General features: G+C 39.4%; 13 protein-coding genes. 6 read left to right on the top strand and 7 right to left on the bottom strand.

Annotated features, from left to right (window positions below; all coding sequences use genetic code 11):
• Nucleotides 1–175: 175 nt before the first annotated feature.
• Nucleotides 176–1,117: a TIGR01212 family radical SAM protein gene (locus tag B3E92_RS20195; protein WP_070570068.1), complete on the top strand. Its 942-nt coding sequence runs from the start codon at nt 176–178 to the stop codon at nt 1,115–1,117.
• Between the two features lie 148 nt (nt 1,118–1,265).
• On the opposite strand, the gene B3E92_RS20190 is transcribed toward B3E92_RS20195, so the two are convergent.
• Together B3E92_RS20190 and B3E92_RS20185 are read right to left on the bottom strand one after the other, a co-directional pair.
• Nucleotides 1,266–1,733, bottom strand: coding sequence for a nucleoside triphosphate pyrophosphohydrolase family protein (locus B3E92_RS20190; protein WP_070570070.1), 468 nt, complete (start codon nt 1,731–1,733; stop codon nt 1,266–1,268).
• A gap of 94 nt (nt 1,734–1,827) precedes the next feature.
• A complete protein-coding gene (locus tag B3E92_RS20185; RefSeq protein WP_286898069.1) occupies nt 1,828–3,444 on the bottom strand; it encodes a pseudouridine synthase in 1,617 nt (538 codons plus the stop codon).
• A gap of 242 nt (nt 3,445–3,686) precedes the next feature.
• Between B3E92_RS20185 and B3E92_RS20180 the strand changes: the two genes are divergently transcribed.
• On the top strand, nt 3,687–4,499 hold the full coding sequence (locus B3E92_RS20180; RefSeq protein WP_112375476.1) for a lytic transglycosylase domain-containing protein: 813 nt from the start codon (nt 3,687–3,689) through the stop codon (nt 4,497–4,499).
• Between the two features lie 97 nt (nt 4,500–4,596).
• Here the strand turns inward: B3E92_RS20180 and B3E92_RS20175 are convergent, their stop codons facing one another.
• Together B3E92_RS20175 and B3E92_RS20170 are read right to left on the bottom strand one after the other, a co-directional pair.
• Nucleotides 4,597–5,250: a LolA family protein gene (locus B3E92_RS20175; protein ID WP_286898067.1), complete on the bottom strand. Its 654-nt coding sequence runs from the start codon at nt 5,248–5,250 to the stop codon at nt 4,597–4,599.
• A 1-nt stretch (nt 5,251) separates the two neighbouring features.
• Complete coding sequence (locus B3E92_RS20170; RefSeq protein ID WP_286898065.1) at nt 5,252–7,987, bottom strand: FtsK/SpoIIIE family DNA translocase; 2,736 nt, start codon at nt 7,985–7,987, stop codon at nt 5,252–5,254.
• Nucleotides 7,988–8,263: 276 nt separating this feature from the next.
• On the opposite strand from B3E92_RS20170, the gene B3E92_RS20165 reads away from it, so the two are divergent.
• Nucleotides 8,264–8,773 (top strand): GNAT family N-acetyltransferase, encoded by a 510-nt coding sequence (locus B3E92_RS20165; protein ID WP_159333403.1) that lies wholly within the window; start codon nt 8,264–8,266, stop codon nt 8,771–8,773.
• A gap of 121 nt (nt 8,774–8,894) precedes the next feature.
• Here the strand turns inward: B3E92_RS20165 and tyrS are convergent, their stop codons facing one another.
• Entirely contained in the window at nt 8,895–10,178 is a 1,284-nt protein-coding gene (gene tyrS / locus B3E92_RS20160; protein ID WP_286898063.1) for a tyrosine--tRNA ligase, read from the bottom strand.
• A 103-nt stretch (nt 10,179–10,281) separates the two neighbouring features.
• Here tyrS and B3E92_RS20155 point away from each other — a divergent pair, with 103 nt between their 5' ends.
• Nucleotides 10,282–10,965, top strand: a complete 684-nt coding sequence (locus tag B3E92_RS20155; protein ID WP_070563210.1) for an ACP phosphodiesterase — start codon at nt 10,282–10,284, stop codon at nt 10,963–10,965.
• Nucleotides 10,966–11,045: 80 nt separating this feature from the next.
• Nucleotides 11,046–12,740 carry an amino acid permease gene (locus B3E92_RS20150; RefSeq protein WP_070563207.1) on the top strand — a complete coding sequence of 565 codons (1,695 nt, stop codon included), beginning with the start codon at nt 11,046–11,048 and terminating at the stop codon, nt 12,738–12,740.
• Nucleotides 12,741–12,829: 89 nt separating this feature from the next.
• Here B3E92_RS20150 and rlmF read toward each other — a convergent pair whose 3' ends face one another.
• Both rlmF and B3E92_RS20140 read right to left on the bottom strand, forming a co-directional pair.
• The gene (rlmF, locus tag B3E92_RS20145; RefSeq protein ID WP_070563205.1) at nt 12,830–13,741 is read right to left on the bottom strand and encodes a 23S rRNA (adenine(1618)-N(6))-methyltransferase RlmF; all 912 of its coding nucleotides are present in this window, start codon (nt 13,739–13,741) and stop codon (nt 12,830–12,832) included.
• A gap of 77 nt (nt 13,742–13,818) precedes the next feature.
• Nucleotides 13,819–15,765, bottom strand: coding sequence for a KUP/HAK/KT family potassium transporter (locus tag B3E92_RS20140; protein ID WP_046671947.1), 1,947 nt, complete (start codon nt 15,763–15,765; stop codon nt 13,819–13,821).
• 259 nt (nt 15,766–16,024) lie between these two features.
• On the opposite strand from B3E92_RS20140, the gene B3E92_RS20135 reads away from it, so the two are divergent.
• Nucleotides 16,025–16,459 (top strand): T9SS type A sorting domain-containing protein, encoded by a 435-nt coding sequence (locus B3E92_RS20135; RefSeq protein ID WP_070563202.1) that lies wholly within the window; start codon nt 16,025–16,027, stop codon nt 16,457–16,459.
• Nucleotides 16,460–16,531 lie beyond the last annotated feature (72 nt).

The following is a 16,531-nucleotide window of genomic DNA, read 5'->3' as shown; positions in this document are numbered from 1 at the left end:
TGGAAACAGTCAAGGGCTTCTTGCGTATAGCTACCTGCCTATCTATTACTGTAAAAATAGTGTTTATCCTTACAACTGATATCTTTTACAATGACGCAACAATGGGTGATGTCATAGTGCTTTGTTCCTGAGCAATAATACAATTATGATTTTTATTGAGTAACTTTGCAGCGCAATGGGTACATTATTGGACAACGGAATTAAACCGTATAATCATTACGGGGCTTATTTAAAGCAAAAGTATAACGGACAGAAAGTGTTTAAAGTGATTGTGGATGGTAATTTTACCTGCCCCAATCGTGATGGTAGTAAGGGCTATGGTGGTTGTACGTACTGTAATGTAGATTCTTTTACACCGGATACTGCCCGGAAAATTCCTTCTATACGCGAGCAGGTGGAATCGGGTATTGAAAGAGCACGTAATAGCTATGGCGCTGAGAAGTTTATTATTTATTTCCAGCCAAATACAAATACATATGCGCCGACTCATCTACTGAAGATGATGTATGATGAGGCTTTAAGTATTGATCCTGAAAATACTTTGGGTCTTTCTGTGGGTACACGTCCTGATTGTTTGGATTTTGAAAAGATTGCATTGTTGGAGTCTTACACAGATCGTTACGATGTAGATTTGGAGATGGGTATGGAATCTATCTACAATGATACATTGGAGCAGATCAATAGAGGCTGTTCTCACGACGAATTTGTTCAGGCCATGAATATGCTGAAAGATACTCCGTTGGAGCTTTGTGTGCATACCATCTTTGGCTTCCCGTGGGAATCTGAAGAAATGATGTTGAAATATGCAGATGAAATCAACCGCTTTCCACAAATTAAATTTGTGAAGTTGCATCACTTACATATTGTAGAGGGATCTATTATGGGCGTTAAGTTCAAACGTGAGCCTTTTGAACTTTTCTCGATAGAAGGTTATACGGAATTCTTAGCAAAGTTTATTCCTCGATTGCGTCCTGATCTGATCATTCAACGTATTTTCGGGATTGCAGATAAAGAATTGTTAATTGCTCCGAATTGGGGCTTACCGAAATCAGGTATTCAAACATACATCGATAAGGGATTGGAAGCACGTCAGGTCGTGCAGGGGAGTCTTTTTTAGCCGTTCCTAATATTTTATACTCTTTTGATAGATCATTGTATGCTATCGCGTTTAATGAATATATTCAGCGCTATAAAAACAGCAAAGGCTTCTCTAATGAAGCCTTTGCTGTTTACCTACAAAAAAAGGGTACGATTACCATCTTTATTTAGCCCTCAACAATTGTTTTTAGATCGGCTGGAGAGTAATTGATGGATTTTAACGTTTTATTGTCAGCTGTTCTGAATACCAGAAATTTGCCATCAACTTCTTTATAATAGGATTCTACACCTTTTAATTTATAGTGCTCCTGTGTAGCGATGGCTTCTGCTTCGTCTTTACATGCTTTGCTCATATTGGAACGTTGAACTTCATCAAAAAGAGCAGAGAATTTATCTTTTAAACCAAATTCTAATACCGCTCCAGCAAGTACATATTGAATGTCACATAGCGCATCTGCAATCTCGACCAAATCTTTATCCCGGATGGCCTCTTCTAATTCTTTTAATTCCTCAGCGATCAACGATACCCGTAAGGCACATCTTTGTTCAGATGGAATAGTAGGCGTGTCTAGGATTGGATGTTGGAATGTTTTATGGAATTCCGCAACGGATGAAAGTGTTTTCGGATCAGTCATATTCTTTGTTTTATTATTTGAAAGAGCAAATATAAAAAATAAAGGACGCTTAACTGAATGACCGTCCTTTATTTTTATTTATCTGCTTAAGCGATTAAATCAGGTGCTTTAACTGCACGATTTCACGCTCTTCTAAATATCTCCAACGGCCACGTGGAAGGTCTTTTTTCGTTAAGTTTGCATAAACCACACGATCCAATTTAACGACTTCATATCCTAATGACTCAAAAATACGACGTACGATACGATTTTTCCCCGAGTGGATTTGGATACCGACTTCACGTTTCGATCCGCCTTGAACATAGCTCAAGTCATCTGGTTTAATTACACCGTCCTCTAATTCGATACCAAAGCTGATTTTGTTAAAATCGCCTTGTGTAAGGCTTTTGTTTAACTCGACATTATAGATTTTGCTGATGCTGTTGCGCGGGTGTGAAAGTTTTTCAGCAAGACTACCATCATTTGTCATCAAAAGTAGTCCTGTTGTGTTTCTGTCAAGACGACCAACAGGATAGATTCTTTCTTTTGTCGCTTTAGAAACAAGTTCCATTACGGTATGACGCTCCTGCGGATCATCTGTAGTCGTGATATAATCTTTTGGTTTGTTCAACAAAACATAAACATTTTTTTCACGTTTTAGACGTTCGTTGTTGTAACGGATTTCATCTGTTGCAGGATCCACCTTGGTACCCAATTCCGTAACAGGTTCTCCATTTACCCAAATAACACCAGCAGTGATAAGCTCATCCGCTTTACGTCTTGAACAGATACCAGCATTGGCGATGTAACGATTTAAACGAACTAAGCCGTCATCTTCTGCATCCTCTGCTTTTTTCTTTGGACGTTTAATATATTGTTTATCACCAAAGTTTTTGTTGTCGTCAAAATTCCTACTTTTATCGCCATCAAACTTTCTGTTAGAAGGTCTTGAAGAGTCATTTCTGTCTGAACGTTTGAAACTGTCTCTTTTGTCAAAAGAACGCTCTGATCTATCGAATGATCTTGGGCTGTCATTTCTGTCTGAACGTTTGAAGTTATCTTTTTTATCGAAAGAACGCTCTGAACGGTCAAAAGATCTTGGAGCGTCATTTCTGTCTGAACGTTTGAAACTGTCTCTTTTGTCAAAAGAACGCTCTGATCTATCGAATGATCTTGGGCTGTCATTTCTGTCTGAACGTTTGAAGTTATCTCTTTTATCAAAAGAACGCTCTGAACGGTCAAAAGATCTTGAGGAATCATTTCTATCTGTACGTTTGAAACTATCTCTTTTATCAAAAGAACGTTCTGAACGGTCAAAAGATCTTGAAGAGTCCTTTCTATCGGAACGTTTGAAGTTATCTTTTTTGTCAAAAGAACGTTCTGATCTATCAAATTTATTGAAGGAATCTTTTTTGTCAAAAGATCTTGAAGAATCATTTTTATCAAATGAGCGGCCTCCTCTACCAAAGGATTTTTCTGAATTATCTTTTGAACGGAAGGAATTGTTATCTCCTCGGAAGGAAGGTTTGTCTGAGAATTTTTTAGATCCGAATGATCTGTTCTCACGATTATCATCTTTTCTGAAAGAGCCTCTTTCAGATTGGTCATTCGACCCATATGATTTTTTTCCGAAACTATTGTTCTTATCGCCTCTAGATTTGAAACTATCTGAGTTGCCTCGTGACTTTCTGGAGTTGTCATCACGACTGTTCCTTTTATTGCTGAATGGCATTGTGTTTTGCTAAAATGTGAACGACAAAGTTAGGTATAATTTTGGGTTTTGCGAAAAAATCCTTATCTTTTTGTCTTTTCTTGAATTTGCTGCGTTTTTACGCTAACAAAGCCGCTTTAAGTTGTCTAGAATGTAACTATTTGTTTTTTAAATAAATAGTGTTTACCTTTGTACCCTTGAATTTGAACCAAGCTATTTTTTGATCGATTGCAGTCGTGGATAGGGTAGCATTAAGGGAGTGAATGATAAGAAAGAAAGTTTTATGTAGTAGTTTGATTTTGTTTGCTTTATTGCTGTCAAAGTTATACTCAACCCCACACAACAATGCTTCAAACGGCGATAAGATCGTTGAACCGAAGCTCGTAGTAGTTCCCGTTCATCATGGGGATGAAGAAGAAAAAAAAGAAAAAAGCAATTCCTTTGAATCGTATATGAATTCATTGACATTTGCCGAAGATTCATTACCGATGGATCGTCCGCTTGTGGAAAGTAAATTGCGTAAATTTTTCAGTCGATTCTCGTTTAAAAAAACAGGATCGTACGATATGCATAAAAAGGCAGAGACCTACTTGCCTATGATTGCAAAGATCCTTAAATCACATGGTATTCCGGAAGATTTCAAGTACATTCCATTGGTGGAAAGTGGCCTTAGTAAAGCTGTTGTTTCATCGAAGGGAGCTGGTGGCTATTGGCAATTTATGCCGGCAACAGCCCGTTTGTATGGATTAAAAGTCAATGGTACGGTAGACGACCGAAAGGATCTTGTTAAATCTACGCATGCTGCAGCGAGATACCTCAAATACCTCTATGGCCAATTTGGTAACTGGACCTTGGTTGCTGCGGCGTATAATGTCGGTGATGGCAGTTTAAGAGGTTCTATAAGAAGACAAAAAAAGGACGACTATTTTGCCTTGAAATTGAATAATGAAACGGGTTCGTATGTGTACAAACTTGTTTCTATGAAGGAAATTATCGAACATCCACAGAAGCATGGCTATTCACGTTATGCCAATAAAGAAAGTGAGACGTTGGATAAGGAACCGAACATGCTGTAAAATAGTGTACTTCACAATAAAAAGGGCTTTCCACTACATAGTGGAAAGCCCTTTTTATTGTACTGTCTTTAATCAGACCTGTAGCATTGTTCTATTTTTACCTCAGATCGACGATGTCGAAGCCTTTATAATCATTTTTGTTGAATACGAATAGACTACCGGAAAGCGCCTTATTACCTTCCTGAGAAGTTAATGTATACGTATAGCGATTACCAATTTTATCAAATACGGTGGTATCATAGATCAGACTGCTTGCTTTGTTAATGCGCAGCTTGATCTTTGAATAGTTTTTTTTGCTATCAAGAGGACTTAATTCAACAACACTTAGTGTAAGCCCTTTTACCTTTTCTGTATTGGTCAAGGTATATTTAAAACCGGTAGTATAAAAGCTGAATATATTTGTTGGATTGATCTCGTTGGTCGAATTGCTTGCTTCTGAGATTTCAACTTCTTTTTCCGCTTTCATGATATTCCACTGTGTCTTGGAATCCGATATCAATACTTGATTTTTGGTATTGACCTGGTACTTGTTGTTACTCTTGTCCAGGTATATTGTTCCGGCATCAGTATGCGAGCCGCCATTAGCTTGTTTAATATCTAATGAGAAATTGGCCTGTATTGTTTTGTATGCATTGTACTTTTGGCTTACTTTCGTCAGTAGCGCCTTGGCAGCAGCGTCATTTTGTGCATAACTGTTTTGGCTGTATGCCATGATTAGCAGACCTACAATAAACCATACTTGTTTTTTCATCTTAGTTGTCCTTTCTTAACGTCTCCAAAAATTGTTCTAATGAATACTCATCTGGATAAAGCACTTCCCGGGCCTTACTTCCTTCAAATGGACCTACAATTCCTGCAGCTTCCAATTGATCGATGATTCGTCCTGCTCTGTTATAACCCAATTTTAATTTACGTTGGATTAATGACGTAGAGCCTTGCTGATGCATGACAATCAATCGGGCAGCTTCTTCGAACAACTGATCGCGGTCTTTGGGGTCAAAATCTACACTACCAGAACCATCTCCGTTTTCGTCTACGTACTCCGGAAGCATAAATGCCGAAGGATAGCCTCGTTGCGCACCGATGTAATCGGAAATTTGTTCAACCTCAGGCGTATCCACAAAAGCACATTGAATACGTATCAAATCACTTCCAGTCGCTAGAAGCATGTCACCCCGACCGATCAACTGATCTGCACCGCCTGTATCTAGAATGGTCCGTGAATCGACTTTCGACAACACACGGAATGCCAGACGTGCAGGGAAGTTGGCCTTGATTGTACCGGTAATGATATTGACAGAAGGACGCTGGGTTGCAATAACCAGGTGAATTCCTACCGCACGGGCCAATTGTGCCAATCGTGCAATCGGTGTTTCGACCTCTTTTCCTGCTGTCATCATCAAGTCGGCAAACTCATCAACAATAAGAACGATATATGGTAAGAATCGATGACCCTCCTCAGGGTTTAATCTGCGATTGATAAATTTTGCATTATATTCCTTTAAATTCCGTACCTGCGCATTTTTTAACAAATCATAACGTTGATCCATTTCTATACAGAGGGAATTTAAGGTGTTGATTACTTTCTTCGTATCGGTGATAATCGCATCTCCGTCGTCAGGCAATTTTGCAAGGAAGTGGCGCTCTACTTTTTTGAATAGAGAAAGTTCCACTTTCTTAGGGTCAACAAGGACAAATTTTAGTTCGGCTGGATGTTTTTTATACAGTAGAGAGGTCAGAATCGCGTTAATACCTACTGATTTACCTTGCCCGGTAGCCCCCGCAACCAGAAGGTGAGGCATTTTAGCTAAATCGGCAATATACACTTCATTTGAAATTGTCTTACCTAAAGCGATCGGGAGATCCATATCTGTTTTCTGAAACTTCTCCGTAGCAAGGACCGATCGCATGGACACCATTTCCGGACTGGAGTTTGGTACCTCAATACCAATAGTTCCTTTTCCGGGCATCGGTGCAATGATCCGGATACCTAAGGCCGCAAGACTTAAGGCAATGTCATCTTCCAGATTTTTGATTTTTGAAATCCGTACACCTGGTTTTGGTATAATTTCATACAAAGTCACCGTTGGTCCTATCGTTGCCTTGATGCTTTCGATCTCGATGCTATAGTTTCTCAGTGTATCAACAATCCTATTTTTGTTCGCTTCGAGTTCCTGTTGATTGATGGTAATTTTACCACCACCATAGTCCTTCAATAAATCCAATGCCGGATGTTGGTAGCCAGAAAGATCCAATTTTGGGTCATACTGTCCGAATTGGGCCACAAGATCACTGGCGGTAATTTCTTTTTCCTCTTTGATATCTTCGACCACCAGACCGGGTACTGCATCGGGTTCAATAATAGCTTCTGGCTCTCGTTGGGGTTCTGCTTCGATTTTCGGCGCTTGATATTCCTGGATTAACGGTAAGTCTTCGGCTTCAAATTCTTCATTTGGCTGATCAATTGTAAAACTGATTGAAGGTGTATTCTCTGTTCTTTCAAGCGGACTATCGTCGAAGGTGAGCACCACTTTGTCCTTCGGATCAATTTGTACTTCGGGTACAGGGTGATGCGTAAAGGCAGGACGCTGAAGTTCTTCCTGTACCTCTTTGTCCCGAGCAGATTGAAATCGCTCATTGATTGACGTTGACCGTTGGAAAGATTCTCGCACCGACTGGATGGAATCATCTTCAATATGAATTTTGTTTCTAAGATTTTGTGGAGCGTATTCATCCTCATCCTCTTCGTCCGTATCTTCGGAGAATGACTTGGATTTCCTGTTACTGAATAGGACAAATTTAAAATCGAGGTTGTAAAGTAAGATCAATGTCGTCAGGTAGGCAAAAGCCAATATACAGCCAACGCCGACAATGCCAACTTGTGCTTCCAATAATTTATTGGTCCAAAAGCCAAATTTGCCCTCAAGCATATGCGGTGTATCGGCCATAAATCCATGCAGGAAGCCTAATGTTACCGAGATAAAAACGATAGTAACGAAAGAATAGACTACCGTACGGTACAACGGAAGTAATGATTTCTTGAACAACAGGCGATATCCTAAAATGAATAATACGGGGATAAAAAGAAAAGATGCGACACCAAACCATTCGTACATGAATTGGTTGGCAAGCAATGCACCAAATTTCCCTAGTTTATTGTCAACAACGGGTAGATCAACACTTTCATCATGAATTTCTTCCGTAGATCTAAATAATGTTGACCATCCGCCATTAGTTTTTGCGATATAACTTTGATCGTCTTCCCAAGTGAATAGGTAGGATACGAAAGCGGTAGCAAATGCTAATGAAAGCAAGATCAATAAAATCCCTAATATCTTGACAGCCTTTTGCTGCGCATCAGAATAATCTCTTGGTACACTATTTTTTTGACTTTTTTCTTTTTTAAATGTTGTTGATTCCTTTTGAGGGGCACGTTTGCCGGAAACTGAATTCCCTGTCTGCCTAAATGTATTTCCTTTGTTTGACATTGAAAAGCTCACAATTATACTGCTTACAAACTTAGTTATTTTGATAGTATTTTAAAGATGCCGATAGCCTAATTATTTTAAGTTTGTCGTTTTTTATGAATGAATAAATTTAGATGTAGCTAAAAAGCTTGATAGTTATAATGACTAGCAAATACTATGCCCTGCAAATGGGGTTGACCAAAGAATGTGGATATCAATATAGATTGCCACTGTTTTGGTGTATTCGTTGGAGTTGCTGTAAAATATGTAGTTTTACGAATAAAAATAACAGAGCGGATGAACAAGTTTGAAATACGAAAAGCGACTTTAGCTGATAAAGAACGGATTTGGGAAATTATACAACAAGCAATTGCCCTCAGGAAAGAACAAGGTAGCCGACAATGGCAAGATGGTTATCCGAATGAAGATGTGGTGCAGTCGGATATTGATAAGGGCTATGGGCATGTCGTTGAAGTGGAGCGTCGGATTGTAGGTTATGTTGCTATTATTTTTGATGTCGAACCTGCGTATAATGATATTGAAGGAAAATGGTTAAGTGATGGTCCTTATGTGGGTATACACCGACTGGCCTCGGCGCAGGATCCACATATAAAAGGTGTGGGGACGGCTATTATGTCCGGAGTGGAGGAGATCGCCGTTGATCACGGTGTTTATAGTATCAAGGTGGATACTAATTTTGACAATGGAGGTATGTTGCATGTGTTTGAAAAGTTGGGATACCACTATTGTGGGGAGGTACATTTTAGAGGCGCATCACGTAAGGCATTTGAAAAGCTATTAAAATAATCTAACCGATTTTTTCAGCGGATGAAGAATAGCATCGGATTGCATAAAAAAGTCCCTTTTGAACAAATCAAAAGGGACTTTTTTATATTTATGGATTATTAAATCAGGATACTGCTGATCATTAATCTACAATAATCAAGTAGTAATTCTTTTTACCGCGTTGTGCAACAATATATTTATTGTTTACAAGGTGATTCTCCGTAATCGACTCTTCAATATCAGTTGCTTTTTCTCGGTTGATCGAAACGCCACCGCCCTGAAGCATTTTGCGGGCTTCACCTTTTGACGGGAATACCTGTGTCTGAACAGCGAGTAAATCAAGAATATTGATGCCTGCTGCGAGATCTGCTTTAGCGACCTGAAACTGCGGAATGCCTTCAAATACCTCTAAAACTGCGTCGTGATCTAAGTTGTTTAAGAATTCTAAAGAGCCATTTCCAAAAAGAAATTCAGAAGTTTTGATCGCAGTTTCGTACGCTTCTTCGGAGTGGGTACGAATGGTGATATCTTTTGCCAGTGCTTTTTGAACTAAACGTAAGTGTGGCGCTGCATCATGTTCTGCAATAATGGACTCAATTTCTTCCTGAGGTTTGAGTGTAAAAATTTTGATCCAGTTTTTAGCATCATCATCTGACGTATTCAACCAAAATTGGTAGTACTTATACGGAGAAGTTTTTTTTGGATCTAACCATATGGCACCAGATTCGGTCTTTCCAAATTTCTGGCCGTCGGCTTTTTTGATTAATTGCGTCGTGATGGCATAGGCTGTTCCCTGATCTTGGCGACGGATCATTTCGCTTCCTGTTACGATGTTACCCCATTGGTCCGACCCGCCCATTTGAACTTTACAGTTGTGGTGCTTCCAAAGATAGTAGAAGTCATATCCTTGAATCAATTGATAGGTAAACTCTGTAAATGAGAGACCATTGTCGCCTTCCAGACGTTTTTTTACAGAATCTTTTGACATCATATAGTTAACGGTAATCATTTTACCGATATCACGAATAAAATCCAAAAATTTAAAATCTTTAAACCAGTCGTAATTATTAACCATTTGGGCGTCATTTTCCCCTTCTCCAAATTCAAGAAATTTGCCTAACTGCTTTTTCAGACAAGCGACATTATGCTGTAAGGTAGCTTCGTCCAACAAGTTACGCTCTGCAGATTTGAAAGAAGGGTCTCCGATCATGCCTGTTGCTCCTCCAACCAGGGCAACTGGTTTGTGGCCTGCATTTTGGAAATGGATCAACGTCATGATTTGCGTCAAGTGTCCTACGTGTAGAGAGTCGCCTGTGGGATCAAAGCCGATATAACCAGCGACTTTTTCTTTATTCAGTAAGTCTTCAGTGCCTGGCATAATATCTTGCAACATGCCTCTCCAACGTAATTCTTCTACAAAGCTCATTGTTAAATGGATTTAATTTTTTAATTTACAAGATGCAAAGATAGGAGATTAAGCGTATATTGAGCGAATAATTTCCCATAAAAGCACACGCTAATAAGCTGGTATGAATTTTTTATCACATTTCTATTTTGAACGGTTTGCAACTAATCCCGAACGTATGGTGGGTGGATTGTTACCCGATCTATTAAAAAATGCGGATAAATCCTTTATGCTAAAACCGCGTCAGTATGAAGATGAGCTCTTGGACAATCCTTTACTGGAACAATTGTACATAGGCTGGAACCGTCATATCGAGGTCGATCGTCTATTTCACAATTCACCTTACTTTTTTCATCATACACATCAGCTGAAACTAAAAATCCAGTCTAGTTTAGCTGGGCTGCCTATCCGTCCGTCCTTTATGGCCCATATTGCGTTGGAGCTATTGTTGGATCATATCCTAACACAAAATAAAGCGGTCTCCATCGATAAATTCTACGCTGCACTGGTACATGTCAATGAAGATGCTGTTCGGAAGTTTTTGAAAATTAATCAGCTGAGTGATATTCCTAAGTTTGAAAAGTTCTATCATCAGTTTATTGAGTGGGCGTATATTTATGACTATGCACAGGTAGAAAAAATCGCAGGTGCGCTTTTCAATATTTGTAAGCGATTGTGGAAATTTGAAGTTTCAGTGGAGCAAAGACAGCTTCTGACAGAACAGCTGATTTCCTATTTACATACGCAGATGACCGATTATCAAGAAATTTACCAGTATATTCAATATGAGCTGGTGGACTTTAATTAGTCTGTCAGAAAATACCAATAGTATAAGACCTTGAAAATATTTATTTTCGCATAATTTTAAGTATCAAAAACTAAATTTACATGTCACATAGACTTTTTCGGAAGAAAAGTGTTGATCAGATTCTGCATGACACTCAAAAAGAGGAGGGGACGGGCCTTGCAAAGGTATTGGGGGTAACAGATCTGGTTTCGTTGGGTATCGCCGCTATTGTAGGGGCTGGAATCTTCAGCACAATTGGATTGGCGAGTTATGAAGGTGGACCAGCGGTATCACTCCTCTTCGTTTTTACGGCTTTTGCCTGTGTTTTTACGGCATTGGCCTATGCGCAATTTGCCAGTACAGTTCCTGTGTCTGGCTCAGCATATACATACGCTTATGTGGCCTTTGGTGAGTTGTTTGCATGGATTATAGGTTGGGCATTGGTCTTGGAGTATGCTGTTTCCAACACGGTTATTGCCATTTCCTGGTCGCAGTATTTTGTCTCCATGCTGGAGGGCTTTGGACTCCACATACCGGCTTGGTTGTCCATGGCGCCAGGCTATGCTTATGATGCTGTAGAGAAGATGAACCAACATGGTGCGGCTGCACTGACCGCAATCGACCAACATGGTCTGGATGCTTTTAATAATGCACCACGAATAGGAGGACTGCCTATTATTTTCGATTTACCAGCAGGTGTCATTACATTTTTGGTTACTTGGTTGGTTTATATCGGAATCAAAGAGTCCCAGAAAGCGAGTATGATTATGGTTATGATCAAGGTAGCGATTATCCTGGCTGTAATTTTTGGGGGTATATTTTTCATTAAACCTGAAAATTGGACACCTTTTGCGCCGAACGGCCTCAAAGGTGTACTCGGAAGTGTGGCCGCGGTTTTCTTTGCCTTTATCGGATTCGATTCGATCTCCACAACTGCCGAAGAGTGTAAAAACCCGCAGCGCGATCTACCTAAGGCGATGATCTATTGCCTATTGATTTGTACTGTATTGTATGTTGCTATTACCTTAGTCTTGACGGGGATGGTTAATTACACCGAATTAAATGTGAAGGATCCGCTTGCTTTCGTGTTTAAATATGTGGGCTTTGACCATATGGCCGGAATTATATCGGTGACCTCTGTGATTGCCATCACCAGTGCCTTGCTAGTGTATCAATTGGCGCAACCAAGAATCTGGATGACGATGAGTCGGGATGGTTTGTTGTGGAAGAAGTTTGCGACCATTCACCCAAAATATAAAACACCTTCGTTTGCAACTATTGTAACGGGTTTGGTGGTTGCTATCCCTTCGTTATTTTTTAAAATGGATTTCTTTGTGGATTTAACGAGCGTCGGTACCTTTTTTGCCTTTATACTTGTGTGCGCCGGTGTATTGTATATGGATTATTCGGGTTTATCGGCAAAATCCAAATTTAAAGTTCCTTACATCAACGGTAAGTATTTGGTTGGTGCAGGGCTACTGATTGCTATTGTGTTTATTTTTAGCTATGCGCAAGAAACGATACAGGAGTGGAAATCGCTTACCATCCTTGAAATTCTAGAACATAAAATGTTGGTCATCATATTTTGGTTAACTTGGCTTGGACTGGGGATTTATAGCTTTAAAATGAACTTTTCCCTATTGCCTGTCGTTGGTATTCTGATCAATCTGTATTTAATGACGGAGCTGGGGGCAAGTAACTGGATAATATTTGTGATCTGGCTCGTGATTGGATTGGCTGTATATTTTATGTATGGCTATAAACATTCAAAGTTAAATAAACAGGCGCAAGCCTAGTATAGGAGAAGCGTCGTACAGTAATGGATCAAAGAAAAGGAGCTATCTGCATAAAAGATAGCTCCTTTTTTTTGAATATCATGGACTTATTAGAATCTCCATAAAAGGATCCGGCTTACCTTATTACCTTGTTCCATGCGGATCACTTCGGTCTCTTTTACGTTTATTTTCTTTAGTTTGTGTTGTAGAAAGCGAATGTCTTCGCGGTGGGCAACTAATGTTGTGAACCATTTTACTTGATCTTTGTGAAATTGGCTTTCAAAGATCATGCGTGACAAGAACGCTTTTTCACCACCATCGCACCATAACTCGCTTCCTTGTCCAGAAAATGCCTGTGTGACCGGTTTTTCGTCTATCTTAGCGTCTTTGATACCTGTGGTCTTACGGATGGACTGCTGTAAAGCCTCGGTCTGAGAGCTAAAAAATGGGGGATTACAGATCACCACATCATATTTTTCCCCTGGAAGAATAATGTCTTTGAATATGGCCTTCGGATTATTTTGGAGGCGGATCTGTATGCTCTTTTTTAAGCTCATATTTGTCCGTGTTATCTCGATGGCGTTTTTGTATGCGCTCTTGATGATTTCAGACCCTACAAAGCTCCATCCATACTCCTGATGTCCGATGATGGGGTAGATACAATTTGCACCAACACCGATGTCGAGGACGTGGATGTTTCCGCCTTTTGGAATTTCACCATTATTGTCCCTTGCAAGAACGTCTGCGATATAATGAATATAATCTGCCCGGCCCGGAATAGGAGGGCAAAGATTCTCTTTGGGGATATCCCAGTGTTGAATGTGGTAATATTTTTTTAGAAGTGCCTTGTTTAACGTTTTAACAGCATCGGGGTTGTTAAAATCGATGGACTTTACTTTATACGCATTTTCTATAACAAAATCTTTGAGCGAAGGTTCCACTTTGCTCAATTCTTCAAAATTGTAGTTATCGAGATGTCTATTTCTAGGATGTAATTTCTTTTTTGGATTAGCGTCTGCCATGATGTATTATTTGCAACAAAAGTAATGCAATTCTATTGAATAAAAAAGGTGATGCTTGAGCATCACCTTGAGGAGTCTTAATCTTTCCGTATGAGATGGACCTCTGAAGTCTGTGGAAAATTGAGCGGAACCCGTTCAATTGTAACAAAGCTGGAATCTAAACCAAAACCTTTTTCTTCGGATAAACTCATTTTTTTGAGGTAACCGTAGATGTCCATAATTACTTTTTCTATCCATGTCATCTGGTTGGTTTTGGAGAGTACTTTTTCCAAAACAACAAACTTAAAGTCACCAGGAATATTGTGTTTACGTAGGGTGTCGTATTGACTGGTGATGTCAATTTCACCTTTTTTTACCATTTCCTCAACTACTTTTCTGAACAGTAGACTGATGCGCTGTTCCTCTCTAAAGCCAAGTTTAAAATCAACCCGTATTAACTTACCCGGGATAAGCTGATCGATTGAATATTCTTTTGTATGTGGATGATCCATCACATCAACGTGGACGAGCCAATATACATCCGCACGTTTTGGCTTTTTATTAATAATTGAATAAATAATTTTAGCCTCTATCTCGGATTTGAAATTTGCACTTGTCAGATAGACCAAATGCGACGCATAGGGAGGGACGGATTTGTCCTCGCTCAATTCGGAGATAATGGGGTAGTATTTATTGATGTTAATGAAGTTAACAAAACGATTTTTAATTTTTCGCGCTGTGTACCAGCAATACATTGTTATATATAGTGCAGTGGCAAGCAGAAGAGTCAACCAACCGCCATGGGCTATTTTGACACCATTTCCTATTAAGAAAGTTAGTTCAATAACAAAATAAGCAATCAAAAATACCGCAATTAGTACACGGTTGACTTTTTTCATGGCGAGGAAGTATCCCATTAAAATCGTGGTCATCAATACCGTTAAATTGATCGCAAGACCATAGGCTGCATCCATTCGGCTTGATTCTTCAAAAACCCAGATGACAATCATACAGCCGACCCATAAAATTAAATTGATGGATGGTACATACAACTGACCTTTATGTTCACTGGGGTAGCGGATAGCCACCTTAGGCCATATATTCAACCGTACTGCTTCCGAAATTAGGGTATATGATCCGGATATCATAGCTTGACTGGCGATGACCGCTGCAATCGTCGCGATGGCGATACCGTAGCCTATAAACCAATCGGGCATGATTGAGTAGAACGGATTTTCACCTCCAAGGACACGTCCTTCCTGTGTCAACAACCAGGCTCCTTGTCCGAAATAATTTAGTATAAGTGTGATTTTTACGTAGATCCAGCTGATGCGGATATTGTTTTTACCGCAGTGTCCCATATCCGAATACAATGCTTCGGCACCTGTAGTACATAAAAACACGGCACCGATCAGTAATAGCGAATGGGGGTAGGTAATCAAAATATGGAAAGCATAATAGGGGTTGATCGCTTTCATCACTTCTGGTGCGAGGTGAAGATGAGATAAACCGATTACACCAATGATTGTAAACCAGATGGTCATCAATGGGCCGAAAACCTTTCCTACAACAGATGTTCCAAATCGTTGGATAATAAACAATAAGGAGATAATTGTAACTACAATAGGTACTGTAGGTAATCCTGGGAATTTGAGATCCAAACCTTCAATAGCCGAGGATATTGTGATGGCAGGGGTGATCATTCCGTCCGCTAACAAGGTCGCTGCACCGATCATCGCCGGGAAAATTAACCAAGGGGCACGTTTGCGTACCAATGAATAGAGGGATAGGATACCGCCTTCACCTTTATTGTCTGCCCGGAGTGTGATCCAAACATACTTTACTGTTGTCTGGAGCGTCAGTGTCCAAAAAACACAGGATAGCCCGCCCAAGACTAAGTCTTTTTGAATGGCTCCTTGTCCCATGATTGCTTTGAAAACATACAATGGAGAAGTTCCGATATCTCCAAAAACGATTCCTAAACTGATCAATAATCCGGCGAAACTCACCTTATTGATACTGTTGTGATGACTGTTGTCTGCCATTTATCAATTATTTTATTTCAAAATATACTGCAAAAATATACTTTTTGCCTGTACTTTAAGTAGGTACATTTCCTGCGCCAAATTTTAGCATTTACTTTGACATGCGCAAGAGCTGTTAAAATTTGTTAAAAGAAACTTAGAATGAATCTATTTGCTGAAAAACTTTTAAACAAAATACTAACTTTGTTGTTGATAATTCAAATAGTTAGCGTTATATTTGATTAAACCGTAACCAGTATTTGAAGTCTAATTTAACACTATGGGGAGAAATCTACTTAAAGCAGCTTGTTTAACACTTTTATCCGCACTGACATTGTGTAGCGGGTTGACTCGGGTGTATGCAAAGTCTCCTTATGACCATACTATTTCGCAACATATTTGGGACGGCAGTGAGGCATTCGGAGAAGATAATAACATCAAGGAGACAGAGAAACTTATCAATAATGTGAAGGTTTTCTACAATCCGATTGCTGAACAAATAAATCTTTCTTTTAAATTGGCAAAATCGTCGAGTGTGTCTATCAAAGTAATGGATGCATTGGGCAATGAGATTCTCCAATTAATGAATGGTAATCTGGATTCAGGAATTCAAAATCTTTCCTTTGAGCATGGTGGAAAATTAACGACAGGATTTTACTTTGTACGCGTAGTTGCAGGTTCGGAAACTGTGGTGAAAAGATTTTCTATTCGATAAGAAAGTAACATTTTTCGATAAAAAGGTAATTTGTAATGTACGTTCATTCGTATACATAAAACAGCAAAGGGG

Origin of the sequence: Sphingobacterium sp. UBA6317 (assembly GCF_002440385.1) — a bacterium.
In the GTDB taxonomy this organism is placed as follows: domain Bacteria; phylum Bacteroidota; class Bacteroidia; order Sphingobacteriales; family Sphingobacteriaceae; genus Sphingobacterium; species Sphingobacterium multivorum.
The sequence above is the reverse complement of the archived record's forward strand: the minus strand, read 5'-3'. Positions and strand labels throughout refer to the sequence as shown.

Coding starts and splice junctions, on each gene's coding strand:
- B3E92_RS20175 (WP_286898067.1), bottom strand. CDS start 5,250: ATGAAAAAACAAGTATGGTTTATTGTAGGTCTGCTAATCATGGCATAC.
- rlmF (WP_070563205.1), bottom strand. CDS start 13,741: ATGGCAGACGCTAATCCAAAAAAGAAATTACATCCTAGAAATAGACAT.
- B3E92_RS20150 (WP_070563207.1), top strand. CDS start 11,046: ATGTCACATAGACTTTTTCGGAAGAAAAGTGTTGATCAGATTCTGCAT.
- B3E92_RS20170 (WP_286898065.1), bottom strand. CDS start 7,987: ATGTCAAACAAAGGAAATACATTTAGGCAGACAGGGAATTCAGTTTCC.
- B3E92_RS20180 (WP_112375476.1), top strand. CDS start 3,687: ATGATAAGAAAGAAAGTTTTATGTAGTAGTTTGATTTTGTTTGCTTTA.
- B3E92_RS20185 (WP_286898069.1), bottom strand. CDS start 3,444: ATGCCATTCAGCAATAAAAGGAACAGTCGTGATGACAACTCCAGAAAG.
- B3E92_RS20155 (WP_070563210.1), top strand. CDS start 10,282: ATGAATTTTTTATCACATTTCTATTTTGAACGGTTTGCAACTAATCCC.
- B3E92_RS20140 (WP_046671947.1), bottom strand. CDS start 15,765: ATGGCAGACAACAGTCATCACAACAGTATCAATAAGGTGAGTTTCGCC.
- B3E92_RS20195 (WP_070570068.1), top strand. CDS start 176: ATGGGTACATTATTGGACAACGGAATTAAACCGTATAATCATTACGGG.
- B3E92_RS20190 (WP_070570070.1), bottom strand. CDS start 1,733: ATGACTGATCCGAAAACACTTTCATCCGTTGCGGAATTCCATAAAACA.
- B3E92_RS20135 (WP_070563202.1), top strand. CDS start 16,025: ATGGGGAGAAATCTACTTAAAGCAGCTTGTTTAACACTTTTATCCGCA.
- tyrS (WP_286898063.1), bottom strand. CDS start 10,178: ATGAGCTTTGTAGAAGAATTACGTTGGAGAGGCATGTTGCAAGATATT.
- B3E92_RS20165 (WP_159333403.1), top strand. CDS start 8,264: ATGAACAAGTTTGAAATACGAAAAGCGACTTTAGCTGATAAAGAACGG.